Genomic DNA, 13,975 nt, shown 5'->3' with positions numbered 1-13,975 from the left:
TGCACGCTCTGCTGGGTAGAATCCTCGGCCCGACTGATAGGCGAAGATCTTCGATGGTCGTGAGGTCGGGGACGTCCTCATCGCGGCGGACAGCGATCGAGCCTTCGACGCGTGGGCCGGGGGTGAGGGTGGGTGCGCGAAGTAGACTTGGTTTTATGCATGTAACTCAACAACGCGCCGCCCTGCAACGCCAGATCTGGCAGATTGCCAATGAGGTGCGCGGGGCAGTCGATGGCTGGGATTTCAAGCAATATGTGCTCGGCACCCTGTTCTACCGCTTCATTAGCGAGAACTTCTCCGGTTACATCGAGGGTGGCGATGACAGCATCCACTATTCCCGACTGTCCGATGACATCGTCACCGATGATGTCAGGGACGATGCCATCAAGACCAAGGGTTATTTCATTTACCCTAGCCAGTTGTTCACCAATGTGGCCGCCGCTGCCCCAGCCAACAAAGCCCTGAACACTGACTTGGCCAACATTTTCACTGCCGTCGAAGGCTCGGCCAGCGGCTACCCGTCCGAGCTGGACATCAAGGGCCTGTTCGCTGACTTCGACACCACCAGCAACCGCCTCGGCAACACCGTCAAAGAGAAGAACGCCCGCCTGGCCGCGGTACTCAAAGGCGTGGCCGAACTGAACTTCGGCGACTTCGAGGGCAACCACATCGACCTTTTCGGCGACGCCTACGAATTCCTCATCTCCAACTACGCCGCCAACGCCGGAAAATCGGGTGGCGAGTTCTTCACCCCGCAGCACGTCTCCAAACTCATCGCCCAACTGGCCATGCACGGGCAAACCCAGGTCAATAAGATCTACGACCCGGCTTGTGGATCCGGTTCTCTGCTACTGCAAGCCAAGAAGCACTTCGATTCCCACATCATCGAAGAGGGATTCTTTGGTCAGGAAATCAACCACACCACGTACAACCTGGCGCGGATGAACATGTTCCTGCACAACATCAACTATGACAAATTCAACATTCAACTCGGCGACACGCTGCGCACACCACATTTTGGCGACGAGAAGCCCTTCGATGCCATTGTCTCCAACCCGCCGTATTCAGTGAAGTGGATCGGCTCGGATGACCCCACACTAATCAACGACGACCGTTTCGCGCCTGCAGGGGTGTTGGCACCAAGATCTAAGGCCGACTTCGCTTTTGTGTTGCACGCGCTGCACTATCTCTCCGGCAAGGGACGTGCAGCCATCGTCTGCTTCCCTGGCATCTTCTACCGGGGTGGCGCGGAGCAGAAAATCCGTCGATACCTGGTAGATAACAATTACGTAGAGACCGTTATTGCACTGGCGCCAAACCTGTTCTTCGGCACTACCATCGCAGTGAATATTTTGGTGCTATCGAAGCACAAAGCCGATACAAAGATCCAGTTCATCGACGCCAGCGGGCTGTTCAAAAAGGCAGTCAATTACAACGTACTCACGGACAATGATGACGAAGACAATCCGGGGCACATACAGCAGATCATGCAGGTGTTTGACACTAAAGCCGACCTCGCGCACTTCGCCACGTCGGTGGATTTCGATGCCATAGTCGACAAGGATTACAACCTGTCGGTCAGTAGTTATGTGGTAGCCGAGGACACTCGCGAAGTTATCAACATCACCGAGCTCAATGCACGCATCGAACAAGTCGTCGCGCGCCAGGTCGAACTGCGTTCTTCGATTGACGCGATCGTTGCCGACCTGGATGGCTCAGAGTGAGCCGAATTGCCGAACTGATCGCGGAATACTGCCCGAACGGAGTTGAATACAAACAACTCTCAGAATTGGCGAACACAGTTCCCGGGCTTAGTGGCAAGAGTAAAGCAGATTTTCAAGATGGCAATGCGCGCTTTGCCTCGTATAGGAATATTTTCGCTAACCCAGTTTTGGACTTACAAGCCCCGGACTTGGTCAAGGTGAAAGAAGGTGAGAAACAGAACTCTCTTCAGCTGGGAGACATTCTCTTCACCGGCTCTTCAGAGTCATTTGACGAGGTCGGGATGTCGTCAGTTGTTACCACGGAACCGCAGGAGCCTATCTATCTCAATAGCTTCTGTTTCATCGTCCGGCCAAACCGAAATGACTTGCTCGACCCGGAATTCGCTAAGCATTTGTTTCGTAGCGAATCGGTAAGGAAGCAGATTCGTGGAACCGCCAACGGAGTTACACGGATCAATATCTCAAAGCCGCGATTCATGAAAGTCTCGATTCCGGTTCCGCCGCTTGAGGTGCAACGTGCCATCGTTGAGACTCTTGATTCGTTCAGTCTGCTGGAAGCGAAGCTGGGAGCTGCGCTGGAAGCAGAACTCGACGCCCGCCGCCAACAACATGCCTATTATCGCCGCGTGATTCTGAAGAGCGTTGGCGCCGCGAGCGCGTCGTTAGCAAGCCTTGGTAAGTGGCAGGGCGGTATCACCCCTTCCAAGAGCGAGTCGCGATACTGGGCCAACGGGGACATGCCTTGGCTTGCGTCGATGGATATCAGTGATGAGTCGACGGATGAAATTCGAGGTCGGGTGACCGAAGCCGCCTTGAAAGAGACCTCCCTCAAGATCGTTCCCGCTCCGGCCGTTGCCGTGGTTATGCGGTCGAATATCTTGCGCCGCCGGCTACCGATCGGTCTGGTCAAGGTCGACACGACGGTCAACCAGGACATACGTGCACTTATCCCGCGCGAGGGTGTCGATCCGGAATACGTCTTTCAAGTGCTGAGGGCTGACAGCGAAGAGATCCGTGGCCAGTGCGTGCGTACGGATGGATCGATGGCTGCTTTGAATTCGCAGGAGTTCTTTGCATGGGAGATTCCGCTGCCTTCGCTTGAGGAACAGCGCAGCATCGCCGCCGAACTTCGGTCGTTCGAAGTTTTCGTTGATGACCTCGTTACTGGTCTCCCTACCGAGCTTGCTGCGCGGCGGACGCAGTACGAGTACCACCGCGACAGGTTACTCGCATTCAAAGAATTGAATGAGGACGCGACATAACATGGGTAAGACGCTCACAGAGGTCGCTAGCCAGCTGAGCGCCACAGATAAAAAGGTGCAGCTGATCTACGCCTTTAACGGCACCGGGAAAACCCGCCTTTCCCGTGAGTTCAAGCACCTCGTTGCCCCCAAGAGCGGGGATAGCGAAGAAGGATCCGCCGACAAACTGGCACCGCCACGCACCAAGATTCTGTACTACAGCGCCTTCACCGAAGACCTCTTTTATTGGGACAATGACCTCGAGATGGATGCTACTCCGAAGCTCTTGATCCAGCCCAACTCATTTACTGACTGGTTGCTCGCACTACTCAGAGATCTCGGACAAGATGGAAATATTGTCAGGAACTTCCAGCATTATGCCAGCGACAAGCTGACCCCACATTTTAACGAAACCTTCTCTGAGATCACTTTCTCACTCGAGCGGGGGGACGATGAAAACTCCGGCAGCCTCAAGATTTCAAAAGGTGAAGAGAGCAACTTCATCTGGAGTGTTTTCTACACGTTGTTGGACCAAGCCGTATATACGCTCAACATTGTTGAAGCCGAAGACCGCGAAACCCCGCAGTTCGATCGGCTTGAATATGTGTTCATAGACGACCCGGTAAGTTCCCTGGACGAAAACCATTTGATCGAGCTAGCCGTCAATCTTGCGGGTTTGATCAATACCAGTCCAGATTGGCTGAAGTTCATTATCACCACCCACAGCCCTTTGTTCTACAACGTGCTTCATAACGAGTTAGGTCTTGCCAAGAATGGCAAGAACAAGGGCTGTTATCTACTACGCCGTCTCGAAGACGGCACTTTCGATCTGGATGTTAAATATGGTGATTCCAACACCAGCTTTTCCTATCATCTGCATCTTAGGAAGACTCTTGAACAGGCGATTTCTGCCGGCCAAGTCGAGCGGTATCACTTCACGCTCCTTCGTAACCTCTACGAGAAAACAGCAAGCTTCCTTGGCTACCGAGACTGGTCGGACCTTTTGCCCGATGACAAGCAGACCTATTTGAAACGCATTATTAATTTCACCAGTCACAGTAGCTTGTCCGGTGAGGCGGTTGCCGAGCCGACGCCGCAAGAGAAGCAGACAGTTAAGTTTCTTCTGGACAATCTGATTAATAAGTACGGCTATTGGCAGGAGCAACAGAATGGTTGAGCAAACCAAGCCGATCGTCGAAGCTAGCAACTTCATCGTTCTTGACAGATACGTCAAAGCATGGACGTCTACGGCAAGCTACCAAACTGAGTCTGACCTGGAACGCGAGTTCCTCCAAGACCTTGTCGATTTGGGGTATGAATACCTACCAGATCTGAGTACACCGCCATCGTTGCTAACCAACGTCCGTGAGCAGCTACAAGCGTTGAACAATGTGGAGTTCTTAGATGGCGAATGGGCGCGTTTCGTGGAATCTTGGCTGGATAGGTCGAGTGATGGCGTGGTCGAAAAAACTCGGAAGATTCACGACGACTACGTTCATGACTTTGTGTTCGACGATGGTCGAATCCAGAACATCTATCTGCTCGACAAGAAAAACATTGCTCGCAACAAGGTCCAGGTGATCAAGCAGTTCCAGCAAACCGGCAGCCACGCCAACCGCTACGATGTGACCGTTCTGGTCAACGGTCTGCCTCTAGTCCAGGTAGAGCTGAAGAGGCGTGGCGTAGCCATCCGCGAGGCCTTTAACCAGGTACACCGCTACAGCAAGGAGAGCTTCAACGGCGAGCAGTCCCTGTTCAGGTATTTGCAGCTATTCGTAATCTCCAACGGTACCGACACGCGCTACTTCGCCAACACAACGCAGCGCGGTAAGAACAGCTTTGACTTCACCATGAACTGGGCGCAGGCAGATAACAGCCCGATCAAGGACCTGAAGGACTTTACCGCCACCTTCTTCCAGAAACACACTTTACTCAATGTACTGCTGAGCTATTCCGTCTTCGATGTCGGCAATACGCTGCTGGTGATGCGGCCGTATCAGATTGCCGCGACTGAGCGCATCTTGTGGAAGATCAAGAGTGCGTATCAGGCCAAACACTGGAACAGCACCGAGAGCGGCGGCTACATCTGGCATACGACTGGTTCGGGGAAAACCCTGACCAGCTTTAAGGCCGCGCGCCTTGCGACGGAGCTTGATTTTATCGACAAAGTATTCTTCGTAGTGGACCGCAAAGATCTGGATTACCAGACCATGAAGGAATACCAGCGTTTCTCGCCCGATAGTGTGAACGGTTCGGATAGCACGGCGGCCCTGAAACGCAATCTGGACAAGGACGACAACAAGATCATCGTCACCACCATCCAGAAGCTCAACAACCTAATGAGGAGCGAAAACGATCTGCCAATTTACGGCAGGCAAGTGGTCTTCATCTTCGACGAGTGCCATCGCAGTCAGTTCGGCGAGGCACAGAGGAACCTGACTAAGAGGTTCAAAAAGTTCTACCAGTTCGGTTTTACCGGTACCCCGATCTTCCCGCAGAACGCTCTGGGGGCGGATACCACAGCGAGCGTGTTCGGCCGAGAGCTGCACTCGTACGTCATCACTGATGCTATTCGTGACGGGAAGGTTCTCAAGTTCAAGGTGGACTACAGCGACGTTCGTCCGCAGTTCAAAAGCATCGAAAGCGAGCAGGACGAGAAGAAGCTCAGCGCCGCGGAAAACCGGGAGGCCTTGCTGCACCCGGATCGCATCCGTGAAATCACCCAATACATCCTCGACACCTTCCGGCAGAAGACTCACCGCCTACAAGCGGGAGCCAAGGGCTTCAATGCTATGTTCGCCGTGAGTAGCGTGGACGCAGCGAAGCTTTATTACGAAGCTTTCAAGACCTTACAGAAAAGCCGCGACAAGCCTTTGAAGGTTGCGACCATTTTCTCGTACGCTGCCAATGAGGAGCAGGATGCGGTAGGTGAGATAGCGGATGAAGGTTTTGAAGTCTCAGCCTTGGGCACCAGCGCCAAAGAGTTCCTGAACGCAGTCGTTGCCGACTATAACTCACTGTTCAAAACCAGCTTCAGCGTGGACAGCAAAGGCTTCCAGAATTACTACCGTGACCTGGCAAAGCGCGTAAAAGACCAGGACGTGGATTTGCTCATCGTGGTCGGAATGTTCCTGACGGGCTTCGACGCGCCCACGCTGAACACCTTGTTTGTGGACAAGAACCTGCGCTACCACGGCCTGGTTCAGGCCTATTCGCGTACCAACCGCATTTTCGACTCCACTAAGACCTTCGGCAATGTCGTCACCTTCCGCGACTTGGAAGACGCAACCATCGACGCCATTACCCTATTCGGCGACAAGAACACCCGCAATGTGGTGCTGGAGAAGAGCTATACCGAGTACATGGAAGGCTTCACTGACGTAGCCACAGGAGAGGCCCGGCGCGGATTCGTCGACGTGGTGAGCGAACTTGGGAAGAGATTCCCTGATCCCGTGGACATCGTCAGAGAGTCCGATAAGAAGGCATTTGCAAAGCTGTTCGGTGAGTACCTGCGCGTGGAGAACGTGCTGCAGAACTACGATGAATTCGCCAGCCTAAAGGCCTTGCAGAGCATCGACACGGGCGATCCCCAGGCTGTGGAGGATTTCAAGACCAAGCACTACCTGAGCGACGACGACCTAGCTGTATTGCAGAAGATTCAGGTTCCCACCGATCGGATAATCCAGGACTACCGGTCCACCTACAACGACATCCGCGACTGGCTACGCCGCGAGAAAGCCTCGGCGGAGAAAGTGCGTTCCAGTATCGACTGGGATGATGTGATGTTCGAAGTGGATCTGCTTAGATCGCAGGAGATCAATCTTGATTACATTCTGGAGTTGATCTTCGAGAAGAACAAGAAGACCAAGGACAAGGTGTCTTTGGTCGAGGAAGCGCGCCGGATGATTCGCGCTAGCCTCGGCAACCGGGCTAAGGAAAGCCTTGTGGTGGATTTCATCAATCAGACTGATTTGGACACACTGGCGGATAAGGCCAGCGTAATCGAGGCATTTTTCAGCTTTGCGCAGGCGGAGCAGCAGCGCGAGGCCCAGGAACTAATCAACGATGAAGCACTCAATGTTGAAGCCGCCAGACGTTATATCAGCAACTCGCTCAGGCGTGAATTTGCCAGCGAGAACGGCACCGAACTGAATGCGCTTCTTCCCAGAATGAGCCCGCTTAATCCGGAGTACCTAACAAAAAAGCACAGCGTCTTCCAGAAGATAGCCGCATTCGTTGAGAAATTCAAAGGTGTTGGTGGCGAGGTCTGAGCTGAGGCTCTTCTGCTTATCGAGGGACTGAGCTGAAATACGCATCTCGACAATGTTCACCAGCTGTGTCGTCGCGAGTACTTTGCCCGTGCGCATCCGATTGTAGTTTCCGGCCAACGCGACAATTGCCGTGTGCGTGGGGAGAGTTCTCCGGCTGTCTACGAAATCTCCGTCAGAGGTGATGAGAGGCACTAGGATCCGGACAGTCGTAAGATTCAGGCGATCTCGCTAAGAAGGTTAAGGGTTGGTCCCAAGCGGGATATGCCGTTGGGGCTTTTTCGGCTTGAGCCGCGCTTCGTCTTCGGCCACTCCGCGGAGTTGTTCGGAGAGGGCAGCGGTTGGGGCGTACCCGTTAGTGGTGATGAGCAGAAATGCCTTTGCTGCAGCGATCCGATCTGGGGTGCGCCAGGCGTTCTGCCAGGCATCTGTCTCGATGAGATGTCGTGCGACGACGCGTAAATCCGACTCGATTTCAGCGTACGCACCGATCGCGTTCACGCTCGCTAACTCGACGGCGTCGCGAACCGCGCCCAGCACGAGCTCGGGGTCATCCTCTCCCTTGAGCAGGCCGCCGGCGAGACGTGTTGCGAGGGCCTTGCGGCCGCGAGTGCCTATACCGCGAACTGCCGGGAGCGCCTCTATCTCTTCAGCAAGTTCCCTCCGTCTTGCCCACCTCGCGGCAACGTCCCGGGATCGATTCTCTCTATCTCGTTCCTCTTGCCGGCCCTGTAGCTCATCTATTCGATCGCTCCACTCGGGAGTAGCCATGTAAAGGAAGCTTTCGCCGGCAGCGACCCAACGAACGTAGACGCCGTCGAGCTCGCCGTCATATTTCTTGAAGTCCTTGACCTCGGGCTCAAGTGCCGCAGTCTCGTTTTCTTCGCTCATCTCGGAGACGGAGTCCTCGAAACTGAACTCTGTTGCGTCGATAGAAAGGAACGGCGCATTCATCGCTTTCGCGACATCCAGTGCTTCGTCGAGTCCGACCTGAGCATTGACGAAAATAACGGATGGTTCGGTACCGAAACTGGCGTTTAGGACCGGGAGGCCACGTTCGCGTGCGCCGGCTCGCGCGTTCTTGAGCACAAGCGACATTTCGGGTCCTGGCGCGCGTTCGATCGTCATGGCATGACTGTACCGACTTTCCGGGCCTTGGCCTCGGTGGCGCCCGATGAAAACGAGGAAGAGGAGACCCTGGCTCAAAGTCGCAAGATGCGACCAGCTTGGCAACTGATGATGAGGGCGTTGCCGAATCGGATCGCTGTGCCATTGGCGAGCACAACAGGCGCGGCCTCTCAGATCAAGCCGTGACTCGCGTGGGCCGATATCGCACGGCGACTGCACCCGACTGGAACTCATTGCGGTCCACAAGCTCGAGCTGAATGCGCTCACGCAGACCGGCAAGCAAAGTCGGCCCGTGCCCGTCAAGGACCGGCTGCACCAAAAACTCATACTCGTCGATCAGCCCCAGATCGGCCAACGCCCGGGGGAGCGTCACGCCACCCACCCACAGGCCCTCGCCTGGTTCCTGCTTGAACCGCTGAACCGCTGCTCCCAGGTCGCCTCGCACTAGCTCGGCATTCCAATCGACCTCGCTCAGTGTGCTCGACACGACGTACTTCTTCGCCCGGTCGATGGTCTCGGCGAACGGTTTCTGCCAGTCCTTCATCCAGTCGGGCCACGTGCCCGTGGGCGGCTTCCGCCACGCTGACTCCATCATCTCGTAGGTCACTCGGCCGAAGAGCAGGGCATCGGCTCGCTCCAGCTGAGCTGTCCAGTAGCGCATCGACTCCTCGTCTGGGGGGAGTCCTGCGTCGTGATGGCAGCAGCCGTCGAGCGTGACGTTGATCGAGTATCGGAGTGGTCTCATCTCGTTGCTCTCCTTTGATGCGCCCCGTTCGTCGGACCGATCTCAATCGAATGCCGGGGCTGTTCCTTATCGACGCCCAAAATAGCGCCCAATGTACAGCACTGTCCGTGATGCGAACCAGACCGCGGACCGAGCGTACGACCGATCGCCACCACCAGCGATGCTCGATCACATGCGGCGGCACATGGGGGAGAGGTTGAGAGGGCTCCTGATGGCGCTCATAACGGGTTCCCGAGGTCATCATTTACTCATCTAATTCATCTCAATTTGACCCAAAACGATGACCTACAATTGGAAGCAGCGAACCGCCCGGTTCCCTGTAAACACAAGGGAATCCGAGGGTTTTCGGAGACATTCGGTAACGACTGAATTAAGGCCAGAACCTTCAAGGGGTCGCAGGTTCAAATCCTGTCAGCCCGACCAAAGGGGCCGTTCGCGAAACTCTTCACGAAACGGTCCGGTCGAAACAAAAAGAAATCGCTCCTGAGGCTTCTCAGGAGCGATTTCTGGTTTTCGGGCTTCTCGCGTCCGGTGTCGGTCGCGATTCTTGAGTTGTGGTTGTCTTCTCGGCTGCTGAGCGTGTTTTAAGGCGATTTCAGGCGCGCCGCATTGTTTCGAAAGCTGGGTGTTTTGCCCTCTCGGGCAGTACGTGGACCGTTGCGGGACGGTTAGGTCCGTAACGGTGGTCCGCCGGTCTCGTCCGATGCAAGGTGTTTGGCTTTGTCCGGCCGCACTACGCCGGCCGGGTAGGTGTCGGTGTAGGGGTTGTGCCATTCGCGGTCGCGTCTGCGAATCGTACGGGCAATGGGTTCTCCGTGGACGTGCTTCTTAGCGTCGTCTTTGATTTTGTCGCTGATGAAGGCTGCGATTTTGCGGAGGTTGAAGTTCGTCAGGAGGATTGTCACGATGATTTGCGCGGCGCCGAATCCGCGGACACGGCGGCGGCTGGCGGATTCGATGTCTTCGGTTCCGCCGCTCTTGATCTGGTTGTTCAGTGATTCGATGGAGTTGCGGGCGTGGGTGTGGAACTTGTCCCATTCCGGGGTGCCGTATTCAAATGCCTGGGCCGTGCGCTTGAACTGCGCGGTGTCGAAGGACACGGAGTGCTGGGTGCAGATCTTGTCGGCGAAGTTGGGAAGGTCTGCCCCGTCGACCGCGGGTCGGGCTTTGTCCGTCACGGTCTTGAGCAGCTCCCGGAGGGGGCAGGTCACCGTCGGGCTGGGACCGAGGGCCGGGCAACGTAGCACGACTCGGCCCTTTGCATCGGGTTTCTCCTTGACGTGGAGCTGGAATGCGGTGCGGCTCTTGATGCGCTCCCGGTAGGTCGCCGTGTCGATGATGTTGCCCAGGAGGTCCTTCGTTGCGTTTTGGAGCGGTTCGGGGGTTCCTGGGCAGTAGGTGCCGCCTTCGATGAAGTGGGCGCCGCGGTCTCCGCCTTTGGCGCCCAAGTTGGTGATGCGGTAGTCAGTTGATGGCGTGAAGCCTTCTTTGAGCGCATCGTCGTGAAGTCGTTCCGGCGTCGAGTTGGCCCAGTATTGTTTGTCAGCGTCCCCGACGCCGGCCTCCAGTCCGAGGGCTTTGGTCGCTCTCATGAGGGAGACGGCTTCTTCGGCAACGCGGACGTTGGGCAGGCTCATGGTTGCAGCGACGGCCAGTCCGGGAAATCTGTGCTGTCCGGGGGCTTCGGAGTCGACGCGGACGGCGATGTTGATTTCCCAGCCCCAGCGGAAGTTTGCGAATCCGGCTTTCTTGTTTGGAGTGGTGTTGTCGATTTCCCCTTTGGGCATGTCGACGCGTTCACCGGTCGTGACGTGCCAGCCAACGAAGGCATCCACCGGACCAGGCTTGAGGGTTCGCTTTTCTTCGACCTTGGCCTCGTCTGCAACTCGCTGTGCGAGGGTCCTGTGTGAGTACCCCTTTTTTGTCGGGGCGCCGACGTACGTTTGGTCAAAGGAAATATCGACCTTCTTGGAGGCGCGACGGATGTCGCGTGACTGCTCGTTGAAGGTCATGACGAGGAAAAGCTTCGTGAATTCGTCCAGGCGAGCTTTGCGTTTGTCGGCCAGCACTGCGTCGTGCGCGCGGAGAATTTCCTGAATTTGGGTGTACGTCTTCGAGTGTCGGCGTTCTTGAGGGAAGGGGTCCATCAGGTCGTTGATGCGGTGAAAGGCCCGGCTGGTGTTGGCGTACCAACGATTCTTCTCAGCGATATGACCGACGAAGTCTGTCGTCGGGGCCTCCAGCCCGAGAAGTTCTCGAGAAGCATCGCTGAGGCGGAACATAAACAGGTCACGCACGCACGTGAGGTGCATCGCCGTGCCCTCTTTGGCTAGCAGCAGCATCCCGGTGAGAATGGCCCGTTCTGAGATGAGAGACGGGCGACCGCCGATACTGAACGCGGCCGCATCTTCGTCCCTCCAGTCCTGAAGTCGCTCGAGGACACCGGTCTTGCGAACCCGGCCTTCCATGAGTGCCACGGTGGCGTCGTCGATGAGCTGGTGAATGTGGCCGCGGCCCATCACCTCCGCCTGCGTCATTCCGCCGAGGTCGGGTTCGTATCCGTTGAACGCGTAGTCGATGTCGCCGGCGCTCATCGGGCGACCTCTTCACCGATGATGAGACCGACGTAGGCGCTGGTGTTCGCCGGTTTGGCGTGCACGAGGTGCTTGTCCAAGCTGTGGGCGGAGGCGAACCCGGCGATGGCCAGGAGCACCGAGACCGGGAGTCCGTTGTCGATTTGGGCGATGATCCAGGTTGAGCGCAGCCTGGACACGGTGGCTCGCACGCGGGCGGGATGCTCGGTCAGGAAGTTCTGGATGACCCGTGGTCGATACTCGTCCCAGCGATACCCACGGAAGACGAAGTCCTGGGGGTTGGTGCGGTCCTGGATGCTGCGCAGCAGGGTGCGGTTCCAGAGGTGCATGACCGGGACCCGGCGCGGACGCTTCCCCGGAATGTTCACGAACACCCGGCCGTCGACGATTTCAATGTCGCCGATTCGCGTGTCGATGATTTCGTCTGCGCGGAGGCCGGCGCCCCCGGCGAGGCCGAGGAGTGCCCAGGCGTTTCGTCGTTTCAGGTCGGTGGTGAGGCTTGCGGCCCAACTGTGCATGGTGGCGGCGTCGGAGACGGTGAATGGGCGACGACCGGGAAGGTGAGGCGCCGGGAGGCGTTTGATGCCGGCGCCCGCGAGGGTGTCGGCAACGGTGCCGACCTGCCTGACGAATCCCCAGCGGTGGGATTCAGAGTGCTTCGGTAGACACGCGTGCAGATACCGGGACACGTTGTTCTGCGTGTACACACGCTCGACGGTGAGCTGCGTGCCCGTTGTCGTCCACACCCAGGCTGCAAAGCGTGCTGACATCGACATGAGTCGGCGGGTCGCGTCGAAAGTGCGCGGTTGCATCTGGACGGCATTCAAGATGGTGAATTCGCGCACGGCGGCCCATTGCACGGGGGAGACGTGCGGCCGGTACCGCACGATGATTCCCCACACGTAGTCGGGAATCTCCGGGTCCAAAGCGCGAAGATGCGCGTACGTCGCGGAGTCGGCGTGGAAAATGTCGTTGAGTTGGTCTTTTCTGTTCACGAACGTTATGTGCGTGGGGGTTTTCAAAAGCTGCAGCCGAAAACACCCCTCCCTGAACATCGTTGTTCACCAGTGTGAGCAAAAATCCCGGTCAAACCCGTTTACCGGGCGCGGGAGGACGGATTGAATTGCCCTGTTCTGGGGGCAAATGTGGCGACTTTGTCGAGGGCGGCGAGGTTCTGGAGTCCGGAAATGCGTAGCAATTCGTGGGTGGGGGTGTCGCTGAGGAGGTGTTCGAGTAGCCAGGTGGTGCGCATCCGGCTGGGGCGCACGTCCAGTTCCGTGCGTGCTCGCTGCAGAAAGTCTGTGATCTGTCCCGGATTCACGCCGGTGCGGCCGGGGCGGAAGAGCCAGCCTGTCGTGTGGAGGTTGTTTTGCAGCCGGCGAAGAGGACGCTGCCAGGCGGGGAGGAGGGGAACGACGCGGGGCCGACTCTCCCACACGATCACCTGAATCTGATCGTCGCGAATGTCGAGGTCGCTGACACGGACGTTGAGGAGCTCACGGGTGGCGAGGCCGGCACCGAGCCCCAGGGCCAACAGCACGATCGCATCGTTCTGACGTCGGCGTGTACCCTGGGTGATCGCCCAGCTGTGAAGTGCTGCGATCTCGCTGGGTGTGTACGGTTTCGTCGGTGCCGATCGTGGAATTGCTCGTCTGCCGCGGACAGTCTCCGCGGGGTTCAGCGCCTCGACCATGAGCGACAGGGTTGACCGGTGAGTGGCCTTACTCCCTCGGGCGTACCGCGTCATACCGAGATGAATGAACTCGTCGACGGTGACAAGTCGGAAAATTCGTGGTCTCTGCAATGGTGTGCCTCGGCTCTGCCAGCACCAGAGCACGAATGCCGAGGCAGCGGGATACAGCGAAGTGACATCACGACCGGAGTGTGCCGCGGTGTCTGTGACCGCCTCGGTGACGAACGCGCCGATTGTGTCCCAGTACGGCAGGGCGTTAATCGGCCGGTAATCGTGCGACGGCTCGCGGACATCGGTCATGATCGGACCAAACTCCGAGGCACCGGGTCGATGCGGACGACGGCTGTGGATTCTCGAGTTGTGCACCAGACGCCGGGGGCCCACAGGTTGATCAGCAGCACCATGGGGTATCCGAGGACGCAGCGAACGACCTCGATGAGGTCAACGTCCTCCGTCGCGGCGGAGCCCCAGCATCCCCGGAAACGCGGGGCTGGGCACTCGCTGGAGTTGCCGCCGGGTGAGGTCTAGCCAGTATCTCGTTCCGGACTCGGTCGTCACGACGTAGCAGCCGGTTGCGTCATC

At 57.3% G+C, this 13,975-nt stretch carries 9 protein-coding genes; 4 read left to right on the top strand and 5 right to left on the bottom strand.

The genetic code is table 11. The features are described 5' to 3' along the window. Positions 1 to 155 precede the first annotated feature (155 nt). Genes E3T40_RS04100 through E3T40_RS04085 form a run of 4 tightly spaced genes read left to right on the top strand, consistent with a single transcriptional unit; the run spans position 156 to position 7,236 of the window. Positions 156 to 1,724, top strand: a complete 1,569-nt coding sequence (locus tag E3T40_RS04100; protein ID WP_134542738.1) for a type I restriction-modification system subunit M — start codon at positions 156 to 158, stop codon at positions 1,722 to 1,724. Continuing rightward, entirely contained in the window at positions 1,721 to 2,986 is a 1,266-nt protein-coding gene (locus E3T40_RS04095; RefSeq protein ID WP_134542737.1) for a restriction endonuclease subunit S, read from the top strand. Before E3T40_RS04100 ends, E3T40_RS04095 begins: the two co-directional genes overlap by 4 nt. A gap of 1 nt (position 2,987) precedes the next feature. Further along, on the top strand, positions 2,988 to 4,142 hold the full coding sequence (locus E3T40_RS04090) for an AAA family ATPase (RefSeq protein ID WP_134542736.1): 1,155 nt from the start codon (positions 2,988 to 2,990) through the stop codon (positions 4,140 to 4,142). Further along, positions 4,135 to 7,236, top strand: coding sequence for a type I restriction endonuclease subunit R (locus tag E3T40_RS04085; RefSeq protein WP_134542735.1), 3,102 nt, complete (start codon positions 4,135 to 4,137; stop codon positions 7,234 to 7,236). Before E3T40_RS04090 ends, E3T40_RS04085 begins: the two co-directional genes overlap by 8 nt. A 237-nt stretch (positions 7,237 to 7,473) precedes the next feature. Here E3T40_RS04085 and E3T40_RS04080 read toward each other — a convergent pair whose 3' ends face one another. The 5 genes from E3T40_RS04080 to E3T40_RS04060 all read right to left on the bottom strand — a co-directional run bounded on the left by E3T40_RS04080 (position 7,474) and on the right by E3T40_RS04060 (position 13,693). Continuing rightward, positions 7,474 to 8,361, bottom strand: a complete 888-nt coding sequence (locus E3T40_RS04080) for a hypothetical protein (RefSeq protein WP_134542734.1) — start codon at positions 8,359 to 8,361, stop codon at positions 7,474 to 7,476. Between the two features lie 175 nt (positions 8,362 to 8,536). After that, entirely contained in the window at positions 8,537 to 9,106 is a 570-nt protein-coding gene (locus tag E3T40_RS04075) for a dihydrofolate reductase family protein (RefSeq protein WP_134542733.1), read from the bottom strand. Between the two features lie 668 nt (positions 9,107 to 9,774). Beyond that, positions 9,775 to 11,700, bottom strand: coding sequence for a hypothetical protein (locus E3T40_RS04070; RefSeq protein ID WP_134542732.1), 1,926 nt, complete (start codon positions 11,698 to 11,700; stop codon positions 9,775 to 9,777). Then, a complete protein-coding gene (locus E3T40_RS04065) occupies positions 11,697 to 12,695 on the bottom strand; it encodes a tyrosine-type recombinase/integrase (RefSeq protein WP_166786572.1) in 999 nt (332 codons plus the stop codon). Before E3T40_RS04065 ends, E3T40_RS04070 begins: the two co-directional genes overlap by 4 nt. A 101-nt stretch (positions 12,696 to 12,796) precedes the next feature. Continuing rightward, the gene (locus E3T40_RS04060; RefSeq protein ID WP_134542730.1) at positions 12,797 to 13,693 is read right to left on the bottom strand and encodes a hypothetical protein; all 897 of its coding nucleotides are present in this window, start codon (positions 13,691 to 13,693) and stop codon (positions 12,797 to 12,799) included. Between the last annotated feature and the right edge of the window lie 282 nt (positions 13,694 to 13,975).

The organism is Cryobacterium sp. TMT1-19 (assembly GCF_004403055.1).
Taxonomy (GTDB): Bacteria; Actinomycetota; Actinomycetes; order Actinomycetales; family Microbacteriaceae; genus Cryobacterium; species Cryobacterium sandaracinum.
The sequence above is the reverse complement of the archived record's forward strand: the minus strand, read 5'-3'. Positions and strand labels throughout refer to the sequence as shown.

Bases quoted from the DNA above. Each gene is read 5' to 3' on its own strand.
- E3T40_RS04100 (WP_134542738.1), top strand. From the start codon at position 156: ATGCATGTAACTCAACAACGCGCCGCCCTGCAACGCCAGATCTGGCAG.
- E3T40_RS04090 (WP_134542736.1), top strand. From the start codon at position 2,988: ATGGGTAAGACGCTCACAGAGGTCGCTAGCCAGCTGAGCGCCACAGAT.
- E3T40_RS04085 (WP_134542735.1), top strand. From the start codon at position 4,135: ATGGTTGAGCAAACCAAGCCGATCGTCGAAGCTAGCAACTTCATCGTT.
- E3T40_RS04080 (WP_134542734.1), bottom strand. From the start codon at position 8,361: ATGACGATCGAACGCGCGCCAGGACCCGAAATGTCGCTTGTGCTCAAG.
- E3T40_RS04075 (WP_134542733.1), bottom strand. From the start codon at position 9,106: ATGAGACCACTCCGATACTCGATCAACGTCACGCTCGACGGCTGCTGC.
- E3T40_RS04070 (WP_134542732.1), bottom strand. From the start codon at position 11,700: ATGAGCGCCGGCGACATCGACTACGCGTTCAACGGATACGAACCCGAC.
- E3T40_RS04060 (WP_134542730.1), bottom strand. From the start codon at position 13,693: ATGACCGATGTCCGCGAGCCGTCGCACGATTACCGGCCGATTAACGCC.